Here is a 23,437-nt window from a genome sequence, read left to right on the forward strand (position 1 = left end):
TGGTCGGGCATAGGGTGGCGACGTGAACGCCATCGATGCCGCATCACTGACTTCACTTCTCGACGGGCGCTACGCCGAAGTCCGGCAGGACGTACGCAGAGCGCTGGCCGAGCGGGCCGACTTCCTCGACGAGGTCGAGGAGATGCCCCGCGCGGAGTATCGCGAACGGGTCCGGGAGGTGCTCCTCGACGTCTCCGCGACCGGTCTGACCGGGCTCGGGTTCCCGAAGGAGTACGGCGGTGACGGTGACGTCGGCGCCTCCATCGCCGCCTTCGAGGAGATGGCCGCAGGCGACCTGTCGCTGCTGGTGAAGTCGGGGGTGCAGTTCGGGCTCTTCGGCGGCGCGATCCTGCAGCTGGGGACGGCCCGTCACCACGACCGCTACCTCGCCGACGTCGTCGCCGGTCGGCTGCTCGGCTGCTTCGCGATGACCGAGCACGGTCACGGCTCCAACGTGGCCGCGGTGGCGACGGTGGCCACCTACGACCCGGCCACCCAGGAGTTCGTCATCGAGACGACCCGGGAGGATGCGTACAAGGACTACATCGGCAACGCCGCGGCCCACGGCGAGCTCGCCGTCGTCTTCGCACAGCTGGTGGTCGGGGGTGAGGAGCGCGGGGTGCACGCTCTCGTGGTGCCGATCCGGGTCGCCGGCGTGGCCGCTCCTGGGGTGCGGATCGAGGACGACGGGCCCAAGATGGGGCTCAACGGCGTCGACAACGGACGGCTGTGGTTCTCGGGCGTGCGGGTGCCGCGTACGTCTCTCCTGAACCGCTTCGCGGACGTCACCGAGTCCGGCGAGTACGTCTCCGAGATCGAGTCGGCCGGGCGGCGCTTCTTCACCATGCTCGGCACGCTCGTGCAGGGTCGCGTCTCGGTCGGTGGGGCCGCGATCCGGACCTCGGAGGTCGCGCTGACGATCGCGGTCCGCTACGCGCTGCGGCGCCGACAGTTCGAGGCGTCTGCGGAGGCGGAGGAGTCACTGCTCCTCGACTATGGCCAGCACCAGCGACGGCTGCTGCCGCTGGTCGCACGGACCTACGCGCTGCGCTTCGCGCAGGAGGTCGTACGCGACGACCTGCACGACGTCTTCTCCGGCGTCGCAACCTCGGAGCACGCCCGGCGTGAGCTCGAGTCGCGAGCCGCCGGCACCAAGGCGCTGGCGACCTGGCACGCGACCCGGACGATCCAGGAGTGCCGGGAGGCGTGTGGAGGGGCGGGCTACCTGGCAGTGAACCGGTTCGCTGCGCTGAAGGCCGACACGGACGTCTTCACGACCTTCGAAGGTGACAACACGGTGCTCCTGCAGCTGGTCGCCAAGGGGTTGCTCACCGGCTACTCGAGCGAGTTCGAGGAGATGGACCAGCTGGACCTGGTCCGCTTCGTCGCCGGTCTCGCCGTCGAGACGGTTCTGGAGCGGACCGCCGTGCACAAGCTGCTCGAACGCGTCCGCGACGTGGTGCCGATCGCGGGCGAGCGGGAGCCGGACATCCTCGACTCCGACTACCACCTGGCCATGCTGCGCTTCCGCGAGGAGCACATGCTCGCCGGCGTCGCCCGGCGCCTGCAGTCCGGGTTGAAGGACGGACGCGAGCCCGGGGAGGTCTTCTCGACCGTGCAGGACCATGTCATCGGGGTCGCTCACGCGCACGTGGAGCGGCTGATCCACGAGGCGTTCTGGGAGAAGGTGCGCGGGATTCCGTCGGGTGTCGTACGCGACCTGATGGACACCCTCTGCGACCTCAGCGCGCTCTCGGTGATCGAGGCCGACCGGGCCTGGTTCATGGAGCACGGCCGCCTCTCCTCCGAGCGCTCCAAGGCCATCACCGCCGAGGTCAACCGCCTCTGCCGCGAGCTTCGCCCCCACGCGCGGCTGCTCGTCGACGGGTTCGGGGTGCCGGATGAGCTGCTGCGGGCGAAGGATCTGCTGGGCTGAGGCGTGCGGCGGCAGGGTGGGATGTTCACCGAGGTAACTCGGTCGGGGGTCACTTGCTTCGTGGAGTTCCGCGAAGGCAGTGTGCGCTCGCTGAGTTACCTCGGTGAGCATCCGCCGGCGCAGCATGGGTGACATGGGCCGCTGACTCTCCACAGGTGGCGCCGGGGAGAGGGTGCGGCTCGCCGGCAGAACGTCGTCTGGTGGTTGACTGGCCACGTGGCCAGGCTGATCCTCATCAACGGAATGCCCGGAGTGGGAAAGTCGACGCTCGCCAGGCGCCTTGCGGCCGACCACCCCGGCATGCTGGTGTGCGACGTCGACCTGCTGCGCACGTTCGTCAGCGGGTGGAGAGACGACTTCATCGATGCTGGCGCTCGGATCCGCCCTGCGGCACTGGGGCTGATCCGCGGCTACCTCGAGGAGTCTGGCGACGTCGTGCTGCCACAGCTGTTCGCCCGAGTCAGCGAGCTCCAACGCTTCGAGAGGGCGGCGCACGAGGTGGGTGCGGAGTTCGTGGAGGTCATGCTCGAGGCCGTCGAGGAAGATGCTCTGGTTCGCTTCCACAGGCGCGACGACGGCAACGACCCATGGCACCCGATCGTGAGGGAGATCGTGGCGGAGTCCGGTGGAGACGAGCACCTGCGCGCCTACGCCTCCAAGCTCACCGAACTGGTAGCGCAACGCCCCGCGACGAAATTTGTCCCGAGCGTCGCGGATGAGGTCGACGCGACGTACGCCTCGTTGCGCGCCGCGCTCGGTGGATGCTGACCGAGTTATCTCGGTGAACCAACACTTCCTTCGTGGAACTCCGCGAAGGAAGTGCGCCTTGACCGAGTTACCTCGGTCAGCATCCGCACCCCGACCGAGTTACCTCGGTCAGCGAGCAACGGACTCAGTGAGCGGTGTTCTTGAACCGGTCGATCGAAGCGGCGATCTCCGCCTCCGCGGCGGCACGGCCGACCCAGTCGGAGCCCTTGACGGTCTTGCCGGGCTCCAGGTCCTTGTAGTGCTCGAAGAAGTGCTTGATCTCGTTGAGCGTCCACTCGTCGACGTCGCCGAGGTCCTGGATGTGGTCGAAGCGGGGGTCGCAGGGGACGCAGAGGACCTTCTCGTCCTGGCCCTTCTCGTCCTCCATGACGTACATCGCGACGGGGCGGGACTCGACCAGCACCCCAGGGAACAAGGGATACGGGGTCAGGACCAGCGCGTCGAGCGGGTCGCCATCCCCACCGAGGGTGTCTTCGATGTAGCCGTAGTCTGCGGGGTACATCATGGAGGTGAACAGCACGCGGTCGAGTCGAAGCCGGTTCGACTCGTGGTCCACCTCGTACTTGTTGCGGGATCCCTTGGGGACCTCGATCAGTACGTCGAACTCCTGCGTCACTTCTCTGCCTCCAGACAAACCCAAAACGGAATGCCGGACAGTCTGACATCGATCAGCGTCAGATCCGGCATCGAGGAGGATATCCGTGGAGCCACAGAGCGAGCCGAAGTGGCCCTCCGAGGAGCCGGAGGGACGCGGGAAGCTGGTGGTCGTGGTGCCGCTGGTGCTCGCGCTCCTGGTCGGAGCGGCGGCAGCGGCGTACGCCTTGGGATGGGTGCGCTACGCCGGCGGCAACGTCGCGCCGACCCCGCCGCCGGCGCCGCTGAACATCGCCACCGTCAGCCCCGCGGCGGTGGCGGGCGAGCAGACGAGGGCCCCGGGAAGGCCTGATCAGGCCGCGCTGGAGCAGGTGATGCGGGAGATGGTCCGCGACAAGCGGCTCGGCAAGCACCTGAAGGCCGCGATCGCACCGCTCGAGGGCGCCCCGCTGGTCACTCACGGCACGGGCGCGGCGACCCCGGCCAGCGTCACGAAGGTGCTGACCAGCGTGGCGGTGCTGGAGGCGTACGGTCCGGAGCGCCGGTTCGAGACCAGCACGACGCTCCAGGGGAGGACCGTCACCCTCGTCGGGGGTGGTGACGCATCTCTCAGCAGCGGCGACCTCGACACCCTCGCAGCCACGACCGCCCGCGAGCTCGGCTCGACGAAGACGGTCAGCCTCGCCTACGACGACAGCCTCTTCGAAGGCCCGACAGTGAGTCCGACCTGGCGACGCATCTACCTGGGTGAAGAGGTCGGCGGGATCACCGCGCTGCTGGTCGACCACGGCGGCTCACAGGCCAGGGGCTACAGCCAGGACCCCTCTTTGCAGGCCGCCACCCAGTTCAAGAAGGCCCTGGCGAAGCACGGCGTCAAGGTCGTCGGCAAGCCGATCAGAGGGACGAAGGCAGGAGCCCAGCTCGCCGTGCACCGGGGCGACACTCTGCGCGAGATCGTCGAATACACGTTGGAGTACAGCGACAACCAGCTCGCCGAGGTGCTCGCCCGCCACGTCGGTCTCGCGGCCGGGAACCCGACGTTCGACGGCTCCACCGCAGCGATCACGGACACGCTGAAGGAGCTCGGCATCGACACCACCGGCCTGGTCCTTCTCGACGGGTCCGGTCTCTCCCGGCAGAACCGGATCCCGCCGGCGCTCCTGGTGAGCACGCTCCAGACCGCAGCCAGCCCCGACCGTCCCGAGCTCGCACCGACGACGACCGGCCTTCCGGTCGCCGGCTGGATCGGCTCGCTCTCACGGCGGTTCGTCTTCGACGCCGAACCCGGCCGAGGCCGGGTCAGGGCCAAGACCGGCACCCTCAGCGGGGTCTCCGGGCTGTCGGGCATCGCGATCGACTCCCGCGGCACCCCGTTCGTCGTCGTACTCATGGCCGACGGGTTCAAACCCGAGGAGACCCTGGACGTACGCGACGCCCTCGACGACGCGATGACGGCGGTCGCGACGTGTCGATGCTCGGCATAGACAGCGCACGTGGGTCGGGTCGGCTACGGTCGTACGCATGACCCATCGTGCTGAGGACCCCAGGCCCGCTGGAGCAACCATGGTCGACTGGGACCTGGCCGTACGTCTCGGCGCGAAGGTCGCCGGCGACGGTCCGATCGTCTCGCGTGACGAGGCCAGGGAAGCCGTCGAGGAGCTGCGCGCCGACGCTGCCAAGGCGACCGAGTTCGTGCGCGCCTTCACCGGTCTGGACGCGCCCCGCGACACCGCGCCGGTCCTGGTGGTCGACCGCCGGGGCTGGATCCAGGCCAACGCCGACACCTTCGCGACGGTGATCTCGCCGGTCGTCGATCGGATCACGGCGAAGCGCGCGCCCGGAGCACTCACCCAGGCGGTCGGCTCCAAGGTCAGTGCCGCCGAGGTCGGCGGTCTGCTCGGGTTCATGTCCTCGAAGATCCTCGGTCAGTTCGACCCGTTCTTCGAGCCGTCGGGCCGGCTGCTGCTGGTCGCGCCCAACGCGGTCCACGTCGAGCGCGAGCTCGGGCTGGACCCGACCGACTTCCGGCTGTGGGTCTGCCTCCACGAGGAGACCCACCGCGTCCAGTTCACCGCGAGCCCATGGATGCGCGACCACCTCTTCGCCCAGATCGAGGGCCTCTCCGACGCGATGGATCCCTCCTCGATCTTCGACGGCGGGCTGCAGCGCGTCACCGATGCGCTCAAGGGCAACGGCAGCATCGTGGACGCGTTCGCCAAGCCCGAGCAGAAGGAGATCATCGACCGGGTCACCGGGATGATGTCGCTGCTCGAGGGCCACGCCGACGTGGTCATGGACGATGTCGGCCCCGGCGTGATCCCGAGCGTCACCACGATCCGCAAGGCCTTCAACAAGCGCCGCCAGGGCATCGGCGTGCTCGACCGCGTGCTCCGCCGTCTCCTCGGCCTGGAGGCCAAGATGGCCCAGTACCGCGACGGCGCGAAGTTCGTACGCCACGTGGTCGACCGGGTCGGCATGGAGGAGTTCAACGCCGTCTTCGCCGGCCCCGAGAACCTCCCGACCAAGGCCGAGATCGTCGAGCCGGACGCCTGGGTGACCCGCGTCCTGTGACGGCGTCGGCGGGGGCGACGTTCATCTAGGTATGTAGCCGATCCGTCACTTCCCATGCGGAGTTCCACGAGGGATGTGACGGTTGGTCTGCATACCTAGACGAACATCCACCCGGCTAGGCTGGCAGCGTGAGCCTGCACCCATCAGTCGCGGCGGTACGTCGGCCGGTGCGGGCGAGCCTCGCGGAGCTGCAGCCTGGGGACAAGATCGTCGTGGCCTGTTCCGGAGGCGCAGACTCACTGGCGCTTGCCTCGGCGGCGATCTTCGAAGGTCACAAGCTGGGCCTGTACGTCATTGGCGCCACGGTCGACCACGGCATGCAGCGTGGCAGCGAGGTGCAGGCGGCCAAGGTCATCGCTCAGCTTGCCGAGATGGGCGTGGACGAGACGGTCACCGCGACGGTCGAGGTCAAGACCGACGGTGACGGCCCCGAGGCAGCGGCACGACAGGCCCGCTACGCGGTCCTCGACCAGCTCGCCGAGCGCCTCGGCGCGAGCGTGATCCTGCTCGGCCACACCCGCGACGACCAGGCCGAGACCGTACTGCTCGGCCTGACCAGGGGATCGGGCGCCCGCAGCCTCTCCGGGATGCGAGCCAGCTTCGACCGCTATCGGAGACCGCTCCTGACGACAACGAGGATCGACACCGAGACGGCTTGCCAGGTCGAGGGCCTCGACGTCTGGCACGACCCGCACAACCGCGACTTCGCCTACACCCGCGCTCGCATCCGCCACCGAGTCCTGCCGACGCTCGAGGAGGACCTCGGCCCGGGGGTCGCCGACGCGCTGGCCCGCACCGCCGAGCAGCTCCGCGAGGACGCCGACTTCATCGACGACATCGCCGAGGCGATGCACCGAGAGCTCGACGGGACCCTCCCGGTCGAGACCCTCGCCGGGTATCCGTCCGCCGTCCGAACGAGGGTCCTCCGGATCGCGGCGCTCGAAGCCGGCAGCCCGCCCGCAGAGCTCTCCCGTGAGCACGTCAAGGCCGTCGACGAGCTGATCACCGGCTGGCGCGGCCAGCGGTGGATCGACCTCCCAGGACACCTGCGGGCGAAGCGTACGAACGGTCTGATCGCCTTCGAATCGGGACCGTTCACGCCGAGCGCTTAGAGTGAGTGACATGGACACCGAGTACGTCGGCGACGACCTCGTGAAGACCCTGTTCACCCACGACGAGATCCAGGCGAAGGTCGAAGAGCTGGCCCGCCGGATCGAGAAGGACTACGAGGGTGAGGAGCTGTTGATCGTCGGCGTCCTGCGGGGCGCGGTGATGATCATGGCCGACCTCGCTCGTGCGTTGAACCGTCACGTCGAGATGGACTGGATGGCGGTCTCCTCCTACGGCTCCGGCACCAAGTCGTCCGGCGTGGTGCGGATCCTGAAGGACCTCGACACCGACGTCACCGGCAAGCACGTGCTGGTCGTCGACGAGATCATCGACTCCGGCCTGACCCTCACCTGGCTGACCTCCAACCTCACCAGCCGCGGCCCGGCGAGCATCGAGATCGCCACCCTGCTGCGCAAGCCCGAGGCGGTCAGCATGCCGGTCGACGTGAAGTACGTCGGCTGGGACATCCCCGACGAGTTCGTGGTCGGCTACGGCCTCGACTTCAACGAGAAATACCGCAACCTGCGTGACATCTCGACCCTCGCTCCGCACGTCTACTCCTGACCTTCCGGAGCCGTGCTGTTACGCGGACAGCGGAACCGCACAGATGGGGCGGGCACCATTTGGCGTGTACCGTCGTTCTATATGGCAGGCACGCTGACCTGCGTGCATGTCTGACCCCGTAACGGTTGAAAGAAGCCTGTGAAGCGCATATTCAAAGGTCCCTGGCTGTGGATCATCCTGGCAGTGCTCGGTGTGATCCTGGCGCTGCAGTACCTGGCCCCTCGCAACGGCGGCGACGAGATCACCACGAGTCAGCTGACGTCGTACATCCAGGCCGACAAGGTCAAGGAGATCACGTTCGTCGACGGCGACCAGGAGATCGAGGCGACCCTGGTCAAGGGCACTCGCGACGGAGGCGCCGAGGTCACGACCTCGTGGGTCGACGGCGACCAGGAAGCGCTCATCGAGATGGTGCGCAAGACGCAGGCCGAGGGCGAGAACCTCGAGAAGTTCAACTCCGAGGTCGCCAAGCCCTCCGTGCTCGGCTCGATCCTGAGCTTCGTGCTGCCGTTCGCGCTGATCATCATCCTGTTCCTGTTCCTGATGAACTCGATGCAGGGCGGTGGCGGCCGCGGGGTCATGCAGTTCGCCAAGTCCAAGGCGAAACTGATCACCAAGGACATGCCGAAGACGACCTTCGCCGACGTCGCCGGTGCTGACGAGGCGGTCGAGGAGCTCCAGGAGATCAAGGAGTTCCTGCAGGAGCCGGCCAAGTTCCAGGCCGTCGGCGCCAAGATCCCCAAGGGCGTGCTGCTCTATGGCCAGCCCGGAACGGGTAAGACCCTGCTCGCGCGTGCCGTCGCGGGCGAGGCCGGCGTGCCGTTCTACTCGATCTCCGGTTCGGACTTCGTCGAGATGTTCGTCGGTGTCGGTGCGAGCCGTGTCCGCGACCTGTTCGAGCAGGCCAAGGAGAACGCTCCCGCCATCGTCTTCATCGACGAGATCGACGCCGTCGGCCGTCACCGTGGTGCCGGCATGGGCGGTGGCCACGACGAGCGCGAGCAGACGCTCAACCAGCTCCTCGTGGAGATGGACGGCTTCGACGTACGCGGCGGGGTCATCCTGATCGCGGCCACCAACCGTCCCGACGTGCTCGACCCCGCGCTGCTGCGCCCGGGCCGCTTCGACCGCCAGATCCAGGTGGATGCTCCCGACCTCGCCGGTCGCGAGAAGATCCTGCAGGTCCACGCCCGCGGCAAGCCGCTGGCCGGCGACATCGACCTCGACAGCGTCGCCCGACGGACCCCCGGGTTCTCCGGTGCCGACCTGGCCAACGTGCTCAACGAGGCCGCGCTGCTGACCGCTCGCAGCGACGAGAAGCTGATCACCAACAAGGCTCTCGACGAGGCCATCGACCGCGTCATCGCCGGTCCGCAGAAGCGCACCCGCCTGATGAGCGAGACCGAGAAGCTCATCACCGCCTACCACGAGGGTGGCCACGCGCTGGTCGCCGCGGCCCTGCCGGGCCCGGACGTGGTTCAGAAGATCACGATCCTGCCGCGCGGCAAGGCGCTGGGCTACAACCTGGTGATGCCCGACGACGACCAGTACAGCCAGACGCGCTCGTCGATGCTCAACAAGCTCTCCTACATGCTCGGCGGTCGCGCTGCGGAGGAGCTCATCTTCCACGACCCGACCACGGGCGCCGGCAACGACATCGAGAAGGCGACCAACCTCGCCCGTGCGATGGTCACCCAGTTCGGCATGACCGAGCGCCTGGGTGCGATCAAGCTCGGGGAGTCCAACGGCGAGCCGTTCCTGGGCCGAGACATCGGCCACCAGCGCAACTACTCCGAGGAGGTCGCGGCCGTCGTCGATGACGAGACCAAGAAGCTCCTCGCGACCGCGCACCAGGAGGCCTTCGACATCCTCGAGGAGAACCGGGACGTCCTCGACAGCCTGGTCCTGGAGCTCCTCGAGAAGGAGACGCTCTCCAAGCACGAGGTCGCCGCGATCTTCGAGCCGCTGCGTCGCCGCGACCCGCGTCCTGCCTGGACCGGATCCGACACCCGTCGTCCCTCCGACCGCCCGGCGGTCGAGATCCCGCAGTGGATCGTCGAGCGCGACAAGGAGAATCTCGCCAAGGCGATCCGTGCCGCCGGTCGACAGTCCGGTGTCCAGTCCGGAAACCAGCAGCCCGCCAACGGTGTCGACCTCAGCAAGCCGACCGAGGCCGGCTCGCCCGAGGGCACCCCGCCCGCCTGAGACGGATCAGATGTCTGAGAGCTATGACGACGTAGCGCCCGTCCACGTCCCCGAGCGGGACGTGGCGGACGTTCCGGTCTTCGACCAGAAGCGGGCCGAGGAGGCCGTGCGTGAGCTGCTCTACGCGATCGGGGAGGATCCCGACCGCGAGGGGTTGATCGAGACCCCTGCCCGGGTCGCCCGGGCCTACCAGGAGGTGACCCGCGGGCTGCACCAGACGCCCGAGGAGGTCCTCACCACGACCTTCGATCTCGGCCACGACGAGATGGTCCTGGTCCGCGACATCGAGCTGTGGTCGATGTGCGAGCACCACCTGGTCCCGTTCACAGGGGTGGCCCACGTCGGCTACATCCCGGCGACCTCCGGCAAGATCACCGGCCTGTCCAAGCTGGCCCGGCTGGTCGACGTCTACGCCAAGCGGCCGCAGGTCCAGGAACGACTCACCACCCAGGTGGCCGACGCGCTCACGGATCTCCTCGACGCGCGCGGCGTCATCGTGGTCATCGAGGCCGAGCATCTGTGCATGACGATGCGCGGCGTCAAGAAGGCCGGGGCGCGCACGATCACCAGTGCCGTACGCGGCACGATGCGCTCCAACGCCACCACCCGGGCCGAGGCGATGGCCCTCATCCGGGGCGGAACGCGCTAGCTCCTGGCCGGTCTCGGTCGCCAGCGCCATGGAGTCCTAGGATGCGTGCCGTCTGACGGCTCACGAAAGGCTCGGGTATGGCTCAGGTCGGCACAACATCAGAAACCGAATCGAGCGACGGTGTCTGGGGCACGTTGGGTTGGTCCTACCCCGGACTCGGCCTCGGCGCCTTGATCGGAGCGGCGTTCGCAGGACCGTCGGCGATCGGGGTGTGGGCGCCGTGGGAGCAGCTCGGTCGGATGACGTTCGGGTTCAGCGCCGCGTTGGCGATCGGCGGCGGCGCCCTCGCCCTGTGCATCGGCTGGGTGGTCGAGTCCCGGAAGCGCCCGGCGCAAAGTCCTGAGGCGTCGGATACGACCGCCAGCGCTGGAGATGGTGTCGGCGAGCGCACCCCGGCTGCCGACCAAGCTGCGGAGGCCGTCGACCCCACAGCGGCGCTCTTGGGACGACTGTCGAGCACGCGGATCGTGCTCTGGGTGATCTCGGGCGGCCTCTGCGTCGCCATGGGAATGTTGGGCGAAGTGTCCCGGAGCCGAACGAACCGGCTGCCCGTCGGCACGAAGACCGGCGACGCGGTCTCGGCCGAGATCTGGACCGCAGCGATGATCGCTGTGGCGTTGGCGGTGGCTGGGCTGGTGATCCTGTGTCTGGTCGAGGACCGGGTGAGGGGTTCGCAGCGAGACTGGCTACGGGCGCAGCTCCGCGAGCCGATGCCGCCGGCGAAGCGGGCCCGCCAGTTCTATCGGAGCAGGAGCACGCCGCACGCGTCGCGCGCCTGCGCGTTGCTGGCGGCTCCGTTGATTGCCGCAGGGCTCGCCGTACTGGTTGTCGGGTCCGTCGACCTCGGCGGGGCGTTCGCCGGCAGCACGGCCACGTACGCCGGTCTCCGGATGTGGGGGATCGTGGCCGTCCTCATGGGACTGCTCCTGGTGGCTCTGGGTGTGAGGCGAGCGACGAGGTGGCATCGGGAGAACTCCGAGCTGCGTGCCGAGCTCGTGGAGCGGTGGCCGCTCAAACCTGCGTCGCGTCCGGCTGAGGCTGCTGGATAGGGTCGATCCATGCAGGTGATGGGGATCGTCAACGTCACGCCCGACTCGTTCAGCGACGGCGGGCGATTCTTGGCGACCGACGATGCGGTGGCCCACGGGCACGCCCTGCTGGCGCAGGGTGCGGACCTGCTCGACATCGGCGGCGAGTCGACCCGGCCGGGGGCGACCAGGCCGCTGGCCGCCGACGAGCTGGCTCGGGTGGTGCCGGTCATCGAGACGCTGGCCCAGGAGGGCGCGACCCTCTCGGTCGACACCATGCGACCCGAGGTCGCCGCAGCTGCGCTGAAGGCGGGCGCCAAGATCATCAACGACGTCTCGGGCGGTCTGGCCGACCCGGAGATCTTGAAGGTGGCGGCGGACCACGGCGCGACGTACGTCGTGATGCACTGGCGCGCGCACGGCGCGGAGATGCAGCACGTGGACCATCTCTTCTACGCCGACGGAGTCGTCGCCACGGTCAAGCAGGAGCTGGAGCAGCGGATCGAGTCGGCGCGGGCGGCCGGGATCCAGGACGACAACATCGTGGTCGATCCCGGGCTCGGCTTCTCCAAGACGGCCGACGACAACTGGCGGCTGCTGGCCGGGGTGGAGGAGCTCCACAAGCTCGGCTTCCCGGTGCTCGTCGGGGCCAGCCGCAAGGCGTTCCTCGGCCACCTGCTGGCGGCCCCCGACGGCACACTGCGTCCGGTGACCGAGCGGGAGAGTGCCCACGATGCGATCACCGTCTTTCTCGCGCAACGCGGTGTGTGGGCCACGCGTGTTCATGACGTACGTGCCGCCAAGGACGCCATGGCGGCAGCAGCGAGACTGGGCGTGACCGAACGGAGCGAGGAGACGGTTCGATGAACAACGCAGAACCTGCAGACGAAATTCAGATCCTCGGTCTGGAGTGCTTCGGCCACCACGGAGTGTTCGACTTCGAGCGCCGAGAGGGGCAGAAGTTCATCATCGACCTGGTCATCGGCACCGACTCCCGCAAGGCCGCGGAGACGGACGACTTGCAAGACACCGTGGATTACGGAAGTCTCGCGATGGCGGTCAAAACTACTGTTGAGCGCGACCCGGTGGACCTCATCGAAACGCTTGCCCAGCGGATCGCGGACATTTGCCTTGCAGACATCCGCGCCCTTTGGGTACGTGTTACGGTTCACAAACCGGGGGCGCCTATCGAAACGACGTTCAAAGACGTCACCCTGACGATCACCCGGAGGCAGAGCACGTGACAGAGGTACCCAACCCGTACATCATCGACGCCGACACGCTCACCGGGGAGATGCGGCCGATTCGACGGGCGGTGCTGTCGTTGGGCTCCAATCTCGGGGACCGGTTGGCAAACCTGCAGGACGCGTTGAACACCCTCGCTGAGACCCCGGACGTCTGGGTGACCACGGTCTCGCCTGTCTACGAGACCGAGCCGGTCGACTCGCCCGAGGGCGCTGAGCTCTACCTCAACGCGATCATCCTCGCTGACACCACCCTCACGCCGACGCGCCTGCTCGACCGCGCGCTCACCATCGAGGACGCCTACGGTCGCTCGCGCAGCGGCATCTTCAACGAGCCGCGCACGCTCGACATCGACCTCATCTCGGTCGGCGACAAGATCCTCGAGGAGGAGTCGCTGACCCTGCCGCACCCGCGCGCGCACCAGCGGGCCTTCGTGCTCAAGCCCTGGCTCGACCTGGAGCCGAACGCCGATCTGCCGGGCGTGGGTCCGATCGCCGAGCTGCTGGAAAGTTCCGACCAGAGCGGCATCACTCGCCGCGACGACCTCGTGCTCGAGCTCTGAGCCGAGTCTGAGCACAACACCCGAGGACCCCGACGAGGGTCCTGAGAAGGACCCCGCCGACGACGAGCGCCGGCTCCGCCCGATGTCGGGCGGAGCCATCACGGCGTGGGCCGTGGCCGGGATCGTTGGCGGCTGGCTCGCTCACCCGGTGCTGGAATCGTGGCGCGGCGTCGCACCGGTCGTCACCTGGGCGCAGCCGACGGTGCTGCTGCTGATCGCAGCGGCGCTGGGCGTGACCGCGTGGATCACTCATCGCCAGCTCCAGGTACGCGGCGTGCGGATCGAGGCTCATCGGGCCGTCAACCGGCTGGTGCTCGCCCGCGCCTGCTCCTTGGTCGGAGCGCTCCTCGCCGGCGGTTATCTGGGCTACGCGGTGAGCTGGCTGGGCTATGACGCCAGCACGACAGCGGGCGACAGGCTGGTGCGCTCGGCCGTGGCAGCGGTCGCTGGGACCGCGATCGTCATCGCCGCTCGACTCCTCGAACACGCGTGCCGGGTCCGCAAACCCGATGAAAACTAGCCGTACCGTGGAAGCATGCCTTCCCCATCCGCAACTTCAGTCACACGCAGGCGTCAGCGCAGCACACGCCTGACGGTTGCTGTAGCCCTGCTGGCGCTGGCCGCCATCACGATCACCGCTGCGGTGGCCTCCGGGTCCTGGCTGGTTGTCGTGCTTGCTGCCGTTCTCGGGCTCGCCTGTGGCGCAGCCGCAACCAAGATCACCCACTCCGAGCTTCTCCAGACCCGCCGCGACTGGGCGCGCGACCGCGCCGAGCAGGCTCAGGCCTTCCGTGTCGAGTCCGAGAAGCGAGCCGAGGAGAATGCCGAGTTCCGCGAGCACATGGACGCCAAGCTCGCCGACCGCGTCCAGGCCGTCGAGGAGCTCGAGGCCGCCTTGGCGGCCGCTCACCAGCGCGCAGCGGAGGCGGTCCGCCGCCGCGGTGAGGAAGCTCGTCGGGCAGCCCAGGCCGAGCTGCGCGGAGAGCAGCTGGAGGAGAGGCTCCAGGCGGTCGAGGCGGATGCCGCGGAGGCGGCCATCCGGGTCTCCGAGCTGGAGTCCGAGCTGGACGCCGTCCGTGCCGAGCTGGAGGCCGAGCGCACCAGTTGGAGCGGGGCCCAGTCCGCCTGACCGGCGTACGACTCATAGATGTACAGATGGTGACGAGGTCCCTACAGCGTCGCCGCAGCTCGATCCGGCGCGCGTGAAATAGCGCCCCGATACCCAAACAGGTACTCGGGTGGGTAACTGCCGGGCGACTGGCTCGTTAGGATTTTCCGGAACGGGTAACGCATCTGTCGCGTCCCAGCGAACTGTGGTGACGCTGCGACGAGAGTCGTTGGAAGGGGGACACCGGTGACGTTGATCGCCGAAAGGGCAGTCACGATCACTGAAGGCCTCGTCCACCTACGCGACCTGATGGCCTCCTACGCCAGGAACACCCCCGTCACCTCGGTCGCCGTCCTCGGAAATGCTCCGCTGGCCCCCAACGACGTCCGGGCGCAGACGATCGACGACTCGGATCTGGTCATCCGGGTCAACAGCTTCGTGCTGGACGCTCCCGGCCAACCGCGTGTCCAGGGATCGCGGACAGACGTGGTGGTCTGGAACCGGATCACCCGCCCGACGCAGTTCACCTTCGATCGCTATCGCGAGCGTCTCTACCTCCTCGCCGAGCCGATGCGCTTCCACGGTCGTCCCGAGGTGTGGCCGATGTCGTGGCCGCCCGATCTGGGGTTCGTGCCCCTCCCCAACGCGGAGGTGCTTCCCCGTATCGGCGATGAGCTCGACATCCCCTGGCGCACCGAGAAGCTGGCGCCGACCACGGGCTTCACGGCCGCATGGCTGGCGGTCAATCTGTTCCCGGAGGCCGACATACGACTGGCCGGATTCTCGTTCGTCGACGATCCCGCGCAGACGGAGTGGACCTATCAGGTCGGCGGGTCCTCGCCGGTGGCACGGGAGCACCGGATCGAGGCAGAGGCGCGTGTGATGACCGAATGGCTCAAGGAGGAACGGGTATCTCTATGGCGTTGAACCGACTGCGCGGCGAGGTCATCAAGAAGGTCAGATCCGCTGCTGAGGCGGAGGAATCACGGGCCATCATCGAGGAGCTGCGGGCGATCACGGACCGACAGCGGGTCCGCATCGGCGACCTGGAGCGCGAGCTCGCTCGGGTCAGCCCGCAGGTGGCGGCTCTCGAGGCGCGTCTGGAGAGCCTGCGCGAAGTCGTCGAGCGCGGTCACCTCGGGACGACCGGACCGTCGGGCGGGAACGTCGACACCGCCTCGATCTGGGCCGAGATCCAGCGTCAACAGGAGCAGGTGCGCGCCCGCATCACCGCAGCCACGCGTTTCGAGGAGCGGTTGCGACGACTCGAGGACGGCAATCGCGTTGGCTGAGGACAGGTCGCGGCCCGGACTGAGCGTCGTCATTCCGTTCCACAACGTGGAGCCGTACTTCCAGACGTGCTTGGAGTCGCTGCGGACCCAGACCTTCTCGGACTTCGAGGTGGTCATGGTCGACGACGCGTCCACTGACGGATCCGCCGAGATCGCGGACCGGTTCGCTTCGATCGATCCCCGGTTCCGGGTGGTCTCCTCGGCGAAGGTCGGCGTCGGCGTCGCCCGGAACATCGGCGTCGAGAACAGTAGCGGCGACCTCCTGGCGTTCGTGGACGCCGACGACTACGTGCCGGAGTATGCGTACGAGCTCATGACCGAGACGTTGGCCAAGACGGGCTCCGACTTCGTCGCGGGCAACGCGCGCCGTTTCGACTCGGTGTCGGTGTGGCAGTCGTGGTCTCACCGGCGGCCGTTCGTCACCACCCGCCTGGCCACGCACTGCCGCCGGACCCATGTCCTGGGCATCGATCGCTACATCTGGAACAAGGTCTATCGGCGCGACTTCTGGGACTCGGCCGGCCTCAGCTACCCGGACATGCTCTACGAGGACTATCCGGTAGCCCTGGCCGCGCACATCCGCGCCCGGCAGGTCGATGTCCTCGCCGAGCCGATCTACTACTGGCGGCACCGTGACGGCGGAGAGGCGTCGATCACGCAGAGCCACTGGCATCTCGACAACCTCGAGGACCGCGTACGTTCTGCCGAGATGCTGTTCGAGATGGTCGAGGAGCACGCTCCCTACCTCGCCGACCTGGTGAAGTCGCACCTCACCGCGACGGACGTCCAGGTGCTCGCCCGGTCGATCGAAGACCATCCGGCCGACGAGGCCGGCCGCATCTTCGACCTCGCCGCGCGCTACCTGGCGCGGATCGACGACAAGATCCTCGACCGCCAAGGACCGTACGAGCGACTCGTGTTCGACCTGCTGAAGCGTCGTCGACGTGGCGCGCTCACGGAGCTGACCCGCTACCGAGCCGAGAACGGCACCCAGGCGCCTCTGGCCCGACGGAGGGACGGCTGGTACGCGAAGCTCCCTTCCTTCGAGGACCCCGCAGTCGGGGCCCCCGACTCGCTCTTCCGCCTGGCCCCGGCCTACCTGAAGCCCAAGGCCGTGGCGACGGAGGCATGGTGGAGCGGGTCCCGGGTCGCTGTCCGGGTCAACATCGGTGTCAACACCCTTCCGCTCGCGCCACGAACGCGCTTCAAGGTGTGGCTGCAGAGCCCTGCCGGCGTCAAGGTCCCGGTCGACCACGTGTCGAGGCCGCGGGCGATCGCGTTCGGGCAGACGGACAGGTCCACGCTCGAGCTGAGCATCGACCCATCCCGCCTGTCGGGCGACCGCCAGTGGCGTCTCATGGTCAGCCTCCGCAACCGCGACGTTCGCGACGTGATCCAGGTGGCGACGTCGGGAGACGGGCGGGAGCGGTGGCAGGGCTGGCGGCGTATCGGCAACCGCTGGTGCCGCCCCGGACGGCTCCCGGGTGGTTTCGGGATCACGGTTCGCGACCTTCCGGACGCGTGGGTGGACCACACCACGGACCTCGGCGACGAGATCGAGATCCGGGGTGCGTTCCGCGGACACGCGCCCGAGCATGCAGAGCTGACGCTCACCGACCGCAGCGGTTCGGTGGCGACTCATCCGTTGACGATCGGCGACCGGGGCGACCGAGGCATCACCCCGTGGCGGTTGACGGTGCCCGTCGACGCCGTCCTGGAGAAGTCCGGGATGGACATGCCCATGGAGGAGATCGTGCCGACCCGGGTGAAGCTGGTCCGGAAGGGGCGTACGTCGCCACTACCCGTTCATCCGGACTTCCTCGGTTCTCGATCCCTGATGAAGGGCCGCGCCGTAAACGCCACCCGCGACCCGAACGGCTCCTTCGTCATCACCGCGGCCCACGACCGTCCGGTCGTTCACGACGCGTGGTGGCAGGCCGATGAGCTGATCCTGCGTGGTCCGGACGGTCCCCGGCTGGAGTCCACCGGAGCGGTGCTCCGGACCTGGCCGACTCCGACGAAGCCCCTCGATGTCTCGCTGGACGTGGTCGATCGGGACGGGGTCTTCCTGATCACCGTGCCCGTGGAGGCGGTACGCAGCGCCGCGGCCGATCACGGTGGGTGCGCGACGTCGTCGTGGTCGTTGCTGGACGCCCGCGAGCACAAGCCGATCGTGGTGTCCCGTGAGCTCGGTGAACGGGTGCCTCAGCCCGCCGCTCACGAGCCCGCGAAGCTCGAGTTCGGCTGGTCGGACGAGATCCATCTGAGGCTAGTGGCGCGTCCCGGAAGTTCCTAGGCGCTTCGCGCCGCCATGGCACGCACGTCGCGGCGTTGGCGCCGCTCGGAAGACGCCCGGTATGACTTCGCGACGCCTGCCTTGCGATGCACGCACCCTGACGACGCCAAGCATCCAGGAACTTCCAGGACGCGCCACTGCGCCGGCCACGCCCGCCGAGGTGTGACCGGCACGAGCGGCTAACGCCGGATCGCGCGCCGGAGCCGGCCGAGGGCCCGTCGGAGCAGCCGAGCCGCGCGTCGAGCCCCGGGGAGGCGTCCGAGGCGAGCACGGGCCCGCCCGGGGACGGTCGAGGCGCGCTGGGCGACCCGGCTGATCGAGGTGGCCTCGCGAGCGCTCAGCTGCTCCTCCAAGTCCTTGATCCGGCCGTTCAGGGCCGCGACGTCGCGTCGGGCTGCTGTGCGGACCTCATGGGTCATCGTCTGGCGCTGACGCATCTGCTGCTTGAACCAGGTCACCTGACCGCGAAGCGCCTCGTTCTCGTCCAGCAGCTTCCGCAGCTCGCTGGTGTCTGCCTCTGCCGGCGACGTCCGGCGTGCGAACACCGGAGTCATCCCGTTCGACGAGAGCGCGGCCTCGCGCCGGCCGCGTACCTGACGTACGTCTGCCGGGGTCGTCACCGTCTCGACGGTCGCGGCGAGCAGGACGGTGAGCTCGTCCCGCCCGCGGCCGGCGGGCCAGGGGTGACGCCACCCGGCGACACAGAGGTAGGCAGCGAGCTCGTCCAACAGCCCCAGGAAGATCTCCTCGGCGGTCTCACCGAGCTTCACCGCCGAGTCGTGGAGAGGGACGACCTGGCCGGCATCGAGGCCGATCTCGTCGGCCTGGAGACCGCGCCATCGCTCAGGGTCACCGTCGACCGCGTCGCGCAGCCGGCGTACGTGGCGGCGGAGTCCTGCGGCGTCCCGTCGTGCCGAGTCGCGCATGGCCTCGACCAGCCAGGACCGGTCGGGAGCGGTCCAGGACGTCTCGTTGCCGCTCCGATCGACTCCCAGGACCGCGGGGATCGCGTCGGCGGTTCGCGTCACCAACCAACCACCGGCCGCTGCCGCGGTCCCCAAGGTGTCCAGAGCCTGCGCCAGGACGGGCTGGAGCTCGCGCAGCGTGGGGGTGTCGACGGGGCGGCCGTGAGCGATGGCGAGCGCCACCGTACAGGCGTCAGGCGTCGCGGCCAGGGTGGGCGCGTCCACGTCGGGCCACAGGGTGTAGCCGCGACCTGCGAACCGCGCGCTCGCGTCCGCGAGGCCGCGCGGGTGGGCACGATCGTGGATCGGGAACGACCAGTCGGCGTCCTCGTTGGAGGCTTCGGGTGTGACGGCCCTGAGCTGTGCCAGCGGGGACCCGGGGTTGGGGACGACCACGCTCAGACGAGCGTCGCGTGTGGTGAGACGGGCGAGGTGCACCGAGATCGTGTGCCAGTCCACCGGGGCCGCGTCGATCGTCGTGACCCGTCCCAACCCGTCCAGCGCGAGCACGGCGTCGGCCGGCTGGTCGGGGGTCCAGGAGCGGAGGTCGCCGCAGACGACGTCGACCGTCCTGTCGGCGTACCGCTCGGAGACGAGCTGCGCATCGGTGTGTGTCCGGAGGACGAGGGTCGTCCTCGAGGCCAGGCCGACGACGGCATCGAGCAGGTCGAGGTGGTGCGGACCGACGACGAGGAGGTGCGCGGCATCGCTCGCGGTCGCGACGGCGAATCGGGTCAGGACCGGCCCATGAGGGAGCGCTCGTGCATCGGTCAGGTCCGACCAGTCGTACATGTCTCCCGAGACGACCTCGTAGGCGGCGCTCTTCGCGACGGTGTCGATGTCGTTCATCCAGTGATCTCCCATCCGAAGAGTGCGCGCAGCTCGGCCGGAGACGCCATCGCGTCCAGCCCGAGCTCGCGCACGGTGGTGGCGCGTACTTCCTCTGCGTCGGTCTTTACGCCGTGGAACTCCGGAAACAGCCGTCTGGCCTGCTCGTTCCCGTCCCTCACGCTGGCGTCCCTGACGTCGGAGAAGGTCATCGGGTCGCCGTAGACCGCGACCTCGGAGCCGACCGAGGCGCCGTAGAAGATCGCCGTGGTCAGCCGGTTCGAGGCGACCCGACGGTGACGGATCTGCTCGGCGTACTGCTTGTGCAGGAAGCGGGTGTCCGTGCCCTGCCGCAGCGTCCCGCGGCGGCCGTGGCAGATGACTCGGAAGCCGGCGTCCTCGTAACGGCGACGGACCTCCGGCATCTCGTACTCGATCCAGTAGAGGCAGACGGTCACCGGACCGTCCTCGGTGTCCCGGATCTCAGCGATCAGCCGGTCGTGATCGCCGCTGACCTGGCCGTGGTCCCAGGTGTGGAACGGGTAGAAGATCGTTCCCTCACGTTCGGCGGCCTCTGGGACTGGCTCGGTGTCCTTCTTGAGCTCGAGCAGGTAGTTCCACGGCGCGCCGATCACGGCGTAGTCACGCCAGCCGATCGCCTGCGCTCGGCGCAGGTTCGCGTGCGACCAGACGAACTTCGGGAACCCGTAGGGCGGAGCATGACCCGGACCGAACCCATGGAGAAGGTTCCAGCCGTGCTGGAGCACACCCCAGATCGGACGCGGCTCCTCGAAGGAGAGGCCGCAGTACTCCGACAGGATGTGGGCGTGTCCGTACCAGTGATTGCTCGTGTCCAAGTGTCAGTCTCCGAGAGCTAGCGAACGTCGTGCAGGTTCAACGATGAGGTTTGAGTGCCGTTACCAGCACCGAGGAACCGAACGGAAGATCGAGCGCGGGCAGGAGCCGCTCGTCGATGCGGGTGGCACCCAGCAGGAGCCGTTCGATCGCGGGGGAGACCTCGGGGAGCGGGGCGACAGCGCCGTCGGGAAGCTGCTGGACAGCGCCTGCGTCGCGCTCCTTGAACCGCGTGACCAGGCGCTGAGCGGCGAACATCGGGAACGTGCCGGTGAAGCCGTACGTCGCGCGCAGCGGCACGAGTCCCGCGCCCCGGACCGCTTCGACCGCCCGCCGCCGGGTGTAGCGCCGGTAGTGGTGGTTGTGGTCGTCGTGGCTGGTCCAGGCCCAGGCGTACGCCGGCACGGACATCAGGAAGCGGCCGCCGGGAGCGAGGACGCGCTCGATCTCGGCCAGCGCGGTGGCCTCGGGGTCGCAGTGCTCGATGACGTCGAAAGCGGCCACCACGTCGAAGGAGCCGTCGGCGAAGGGCAGCCCGGTCGCGGAGCCGCACACGCCGCCCTCAGCCAGCCCGCGCGGGTCGACATCGAGCGAGACGTGCTGCTCGGCGGTGCCTTCGAGCCAAGTCACGCTGGGTCCGTCGGCGCTGCCGACGTCGAGCAGGCGGCGCGGGGTCCCGACGTACGGCTTCATGACGGTCTCGAGGATCCGGGTGCGCGCCCGGTACCACCAGTAGTCGCTCTGGGCGATCGAAGGGGACCCGCCGACTGCCTGCTTGTCCGTCTGGATCATCGGATGGAGATCTCGCTCACGTGGGTCGGGAGTGCGGAGGTGCCGGCAGCGTAGGCCGCCGCGATCTCATCGGCGGTGCGACGCACGCCGACGGAGAAAGGTGTCTGCGACCGCTGCCCGAGCTCCGGCCAGACGACGCTGCGGACCCGCAGGTCGCGGGTGTGGCTGGGGGTGCCGGCCCCCGGGAGCCGTAGCCTGGCGCGGCGTCTGAAGACTCGGTTGGTCTCTCCGACGACGGCTGCGAGGGTCACCCCGGTGCCGGTGGCGAGGATCTTGACGACCGCGTTCGTCCCGGAGCGCCGGGCCTGCTCGGGAAGGCCGTCGAGGGCGCTGACGACCATCTCGGCGCAGTCACCGACGTAGAGATAGTCCCGGATCGTGTCGAAGGAGACCCAGACCGGCAGCGGGGTGCCCCGCAGGTGAGCCAGGCACAGCTGCGAGACGAGACCCTGGGGCTTGGAGAGCGCCTGGCCGGGCCCGTAGAGGTTGGTGATCCGGCCGAGCAGCGCGACGGCTCCGGTCTCGGCGCAGAACTCGGTCAGCGCCTCCTCCATCGCCAGCTTGGCCCTGCCGTACGCCACCAGCGGCCGAGGCTCGGAGTGCTCGGTGAACGGGGGATCGGACGAACCAGCGTAGACGCCTCCGGCCGAGGAGGCGAAGAAGAACCCGAGGCGGATGTCGGGCCGCAGCGCCGTACGCAGGTCCCCGAGCACCTCGCGGAAGAGCGACACCTCGGTCGCGAGCTCGTCCGCCGGCGTGGCCACGATGCCGGCGCCCGCGCACCAGGCGATGTTCACCCGGCCGCCGGCCGCGGACGCCGAGCCGAGGAACTCGGTGAGCTCGGACCTCAACACGTCGCGGGCAGCGATCGGGTCGTGCCACGGCACGCTCACCGTGCTGACCGGTGCCCCCGACCGCTCCAGGGCGGCGCGCACGTGACGACCGAGCAGGCCGCCACCACCGACGACGAGCGTCGGCGGTCTGCTCGAGGAGCCGGCTTCGGTCATTCGAGGCGACCGGGCACGGGGCCGTCGCGGAGCGGACCGTTGGCCGGGTCGCTGACGACCACGTACAGCGGTTTGCCCATGGCCATGTTGACGGCCATGCCGAGGTATTCGGCGATCACCCCGAGGGTGAGCATGATCGCGCCGGAGCAGACCAGGATGGCCGCCATCAGGGAGGTCCAGCCCTGGACGTCGACGCCGCCGGCGAGACGAGCGACGACGAGGGCGACCGCGAGCACGATGCCGGAGGTGGCGAGCAGCGCCCCGCAGACGCTGACCGTACGCAGCAGACGCGTGCCGCCGGTGAGCACCATCCGCCAGAAGTGGGACATCAGCGAGCGGTAGCTGTAGCCGGAGGGCCTCTCGCCCTCCTCGCGCAGCTCCACCGGGCACGTCGCCACGTCGGAGATGACCCAGCTCAGCGCGACGTCGAGGTAGACCCCGTTGGCCGCGTAGGCGGACACGCTGCGGCCGTACTCGCCCAGGATCAGCCGGAAGCTGTTGAACTGCCGGGCGCGTCCGCCAGGCATGACGCGGTCGATGAGGACCTTCGATCCGCGCGAGGCCAGGTTGCGCACCGGCCCGTGGGGTGCCGGGTTGGTGGGGCGGGCGTAGACGAGCGCGGCCTGCTCACCGAGCGCGGTGTCCAGCATCGGCAGGATGTACGCAGGGTCGTGCTGCCCGTCCTCGTCCATCGTGACGATCCAGTCCGAGCCGGAGGAGGCCAGGCCGGCCAAGGTGGCGGCGTGCTGGCCGAAGTTGCGGCTCAGCCAGACCGGGCGAACGATGTCGTACTTCTCGGCGAGCTGTCGCATGGCCACGTCCGAGCTGTCCGGACCGTGGTCGTGGACCAGCAGGACCTCGGTGACGCGTCCCTCGTGGCCGTTCGGGGTGACGAACGGTTCGGCGAGCTCGACGATCTCGCTCACCACGTCCGGAAGTGTCTCGGCACCGCGGTAGACCGGGATGACGACGGAGACGGTGTGGGTGAGGGACATCGCTAGGAAAATAGCGCATCCGGAGGGGGTTCGGTGTACTTGGTGTAGGCGATTTGTTGGCATGATC

Annotated in this window: 23 protein-coding genes; 17 read left to right on the plus strand and 6 right to left on the minus strand. The window is 68.8% G+C overall.

The annotated features are described in order from the left end of the window. The first annotated feature begins 22 nt into the window (after positions 1–22). Together IEY84_RS11445 and IEY84_RS11450 are read left to right on the plus strand one after the other, a co-directional pair. Entirely contained in the window at positions 23–1,936 is a 1,914-nt protein-coding gene (locus tag IEY84_RS11445) for an acyl-CoA dehydrogenase family protein (RefSeq protein ID WP_183547186.1), read from the plus strand. 216 nt (positions 1,937–2,152) lie between these two features. Beyond that, positions 2,153–2,704, plus strand: a complete 552-nt coding sequence (locus IEY84_RS11450) for an AAA family ATPase (RefSeq protein WP_183547188.1) — start codon at positions 2,153–2,155, stop codon at positions 2,702–2,704. Between the two features lie 124 nt (positions 2,705–2,828). Here IEY84_RS11450 and IEY84_RS11455 read toward each other — a convergent pair whose 3' ends face one another. Continuing rightward, positions 2,829–3,320, minus strand: a complete 492-nt coding sequence (locus IEY84_RS11455) for an inorganic diphosphatase (protein ID WP_183547190.1) — start codon at positions 3,318–3,320, stop codon at positions 2,829–2,831. Positions 3,321–3,405: 85 nt separating this feature from the next. Here IEY84_RS11455 and dacB point away from each other — a divergent pair, with 85 nt between their 5' ends. The 15 genes from dacB (at position 3,406) to IEY84_RS11530 (ending at position 17,928) form a co-directional block, all read left to right on the plus strand. Further along, positions 3,406–4,782: a D-alanyl-D-alanine carboxypeptidase/D-alanyl-D-alanine endopeptidase gene (gene dacB, locus IEY84_RS11460; RefSeq protein ID WP_183547192.1), complete on the plus strand. Its 1,377-nt coding sequence runs from the start codon at positions 3,406–3,408 to the stop codon at positions 4,780–4,782. A gap of 37 nt (positions 4,783–4,819) precedes the next feature. Beyond that, positions 4,820–5,869 carry an Rv3626c family coenzyme F420 biosynthesis-associated protein gene (locus tag IEY84_RS11465; RefSeq protein ID WP_229788600.1) on the plus strand — a complete coding sequence of 350 codons (1,050 nt, stop codon included), beginning with the start codon at positions 4,820–4,822 and terminating at the stop codon, positions 5,867–5,869. Positions 5,870–5,997: 128 nt separating this feature from the next. After that, positions 5,998–6,981 carry a tRNA lysidine(34) synthetase TilS gene (gene tilS / locus IEY84_RS11470; RefSeq protein ID WP_183547194.1) on the plus strand — a complete coding sequence of 328 codons (984 nt, stop codon included), beginning with the start codon at positions 5,998–6,000 and terminating at the stop codon, positions 6,979–6,981. A 10-nt stretch (positions 6,982–6,991) separates the two neighbouring features. Next, a complete protein-coding gene (gene hpt, locus IEY84_RS11475; protein WP_183547195.1) occupies positions 6,992–7,543 on the plus strand; it encodes a hypoxanthine phosphoribosyltransferase in 552 nt (183 codons plus the stop codon). 138 nt (positions 7,544–7,681) lie between these two features. Then, complete coding sequence (gene ftsH / locus IEY84_RS11480) at positions 7,682–9,748, plus strand: ATP-dependent zinc metalloprotease FtsH (protein WP_183547197.1); 2,067 nt, start codon at positions 7,682–7,684, stop codon at positions 9,746–9,748. A 10-nt stretch (positions 9,749–9,758) separates the two neighbouring features. Beyond that, on the plus strand, positions 9,759–10,397 hold the full coding sequence (folE, locus tag IEY84_RS11485) for a GTP cyclohydrolase I FolE (protein ID WP_221208998.1): 639 nt from the start codon (positions 9,759–9,761) through the stop codon (positions 10,395–10,397). Positions 10,398–10,474: 77 nt separating this feature from the next. Beyond that, the gene (locus IEY84_RS11490) at positions 10,475–11,446 is read left to right on the plus strand and encodes a hypothetical protein (RefSeq protein ID WP_183547200.1); all 972 of its coding nucleotides are present in this window, start codon (positions 10,475–10,477) and stop codon (positions 11,444–11,446) included. A gap of 9 nt (positions 11,447–11,455) precedes the next feature. Next, a complete protein-coding gene (gene folP / locus IEY84_RS11495) occupies positions 11,456–12,292 on the plus strand; it encodes a dihydropteroate synthase (protein ID WP_221208999.1) in 837 nt (278 codons plus the stop codon). After that, a complete protein-coding gene (gene folB, locus IEY84_RS11500; RefSeq protein ID WP_183547203.1) occupies positions 12,289–12,669 on the plus strand; it encodes a dihydroneopterin aldolase in 381 nt (126 codons plus the stop codon). The genes folP and folB overlap by 4 nt, the downstream gene beginning before the upstream one ends. After that, a complete protein-coding gene (gene folK / locus IEY84_RS11505) occupies positions 12,666–13,232 on the plus strand; it encodes a 2-amino-4-hydroxy-6-hydroxymethyldihydropteridine diphosphokinase (protein WP_183547206.1) in 567 nt (188 codons plus the stop codon). Before folB ends, folK begins: the two co-directional genes overlap by 4 nt. Before the next feature lie 112 nt (positions 13,233–13,344). Next, positions 13,345–13,752: a DUF3180 domain-containing protein gene (locus tag IEY84_RS11510; protein ID WP_229788602.1), complete on the plus strand. Its 408-nt coding sequence runs from the start codon at positions 13,345–13,347 to the stop codon at positions 13,750–13,752. A 15-nt stretch (positions 13,753–13,767) separates the two neighbouring features. Then, entirely contained in the window at positions 13,768–14,361 is a 594-nt protein-coding gene (locus IEY84_RS11515; RefSeq protein ID WP_183547212.1) for a hypothetical protein, read from the plus strand. Between the two features lie 225 nt (positions 14,362–14,586). Continuing rightward, entirely contained in the window at positions 14,587–15,267 is a 681-nt protein-coding gene (locus IEY84_RS11520) for a glycosyltransferase family 29 protein (protein ID WP_221209000.1), read from the plus strand. Continuing rightward, entirely contained in the window at positions 15,258–15,632 is a 375-nt protein-coding gene (locus IEY84_RS11525) for a hypothetical protein (RefSeq protein WP_183547215.1), read from the plus strand. The genes IEY84_RS11520 and IEY84_RS11525 overlap by 10 nt, the downstream gene beginning before the upstream one ends. Then, positions 15,625–17,928 (plus strand): glycosyltransferase family 2 protein, encoded by a 2,304-nt coding sequence (locus IEY84_RS11530; protein WP_183547218.1) that lies wholly within the window; start codon positions 15,625–15,627, stop codon positions 17,926–17,928. The genes IEY84_RS11525 and IEY84_RS11530 overlap by 8 nt, the downstream gene beginning before the upstream one ends. Before the next feature lie 179 nt (positions 17,929–18,107). Here IEY84_RS11530 and IEY84_RS11535 read toward each other — a convergent pair whose 3' ends face one another. Genes IEY84_RS11535 through IEY84_RS11555 form a run of 5 tightly spaced genes read right to left on the minus strand, consistent with a single transcriptional unit; the run spans position 18,108 to position 23,370 of the window. Then, positions 18,108–19,742 (minus strand): hypothetical protein, encoded by a 1,635-nt coding sequence (locus IEY84_RS11535; RefSeq protein WP_183547221.1) that lies wholly within the window; start codon positions 19,740–19,742, stop codon positions 18,108–18,110. Continuing rightward, positions 19,739–20,578: a hypothetical protein gene (locus IEY84_RS11540; RefSeq protein WP_183547224.1), complete on the minus strand. Its 840-nt coding sequence runs from the start codon at positions 20,576–20,578 to the stop codon at positions 19,739–19,741. The genes IEY84_RS11535 and IEY84_RS11540 overlap by 4 nt, the downstream gene beginning before the upstream one ends. A 37-nt stretch (positions 20,579–20,615) precedes the next feature. After that, positions 20,616–21,368, minus strand: a complete 753-nt coding sequence (locus IEY84_RS11545) for a class I SAM-dependent methyltransferase (RefSeq protein ID WP_183547227.1) — start codon at positions 21,366–21,368, stop codon at positions 20,616–20,618. Next, positions 21,365–22,375: an NAD-dependent epimerase/dehydratase family protein gene (locus IEY84_RS11550; RefSeq protein ID WP_183547230.1), complete on the minus strand. Its 1,011-nt coding sequence runs from the start codon at positions 22,373–22,375 to the stop codon at positions 21,365–21,367. The genes IEY84_RS11545 and IEY84_RS11550 overlap by 4 nt, the downstream gene beginning before the upstream one ends. Continuing rightward, entirely contained in the window at positions 22,372–23,370 is a 999-nt protein-coding gene (locus IEY84_RS11555; protein ID WP_183547233.1) for a glycosyltransferase, read from the minus strand. The genes IEY84_RS11550 and IEY84_RS11555 overlap by 4 nt, the downstream gene beginning before the upstream one ends. Positions 23,371–23,437: the final 67 nt, after the last annotated feature.

The sequence above is a fragment of the Nocardioides albus genome, from assembly GCF_014648255.1.
Classification (GTDB): Bacteria; Actinomycetota; Actinomycetes; order Propionibacteriales; family Nocardioidaceae; genus Nocardioides; species Nocardioides albus.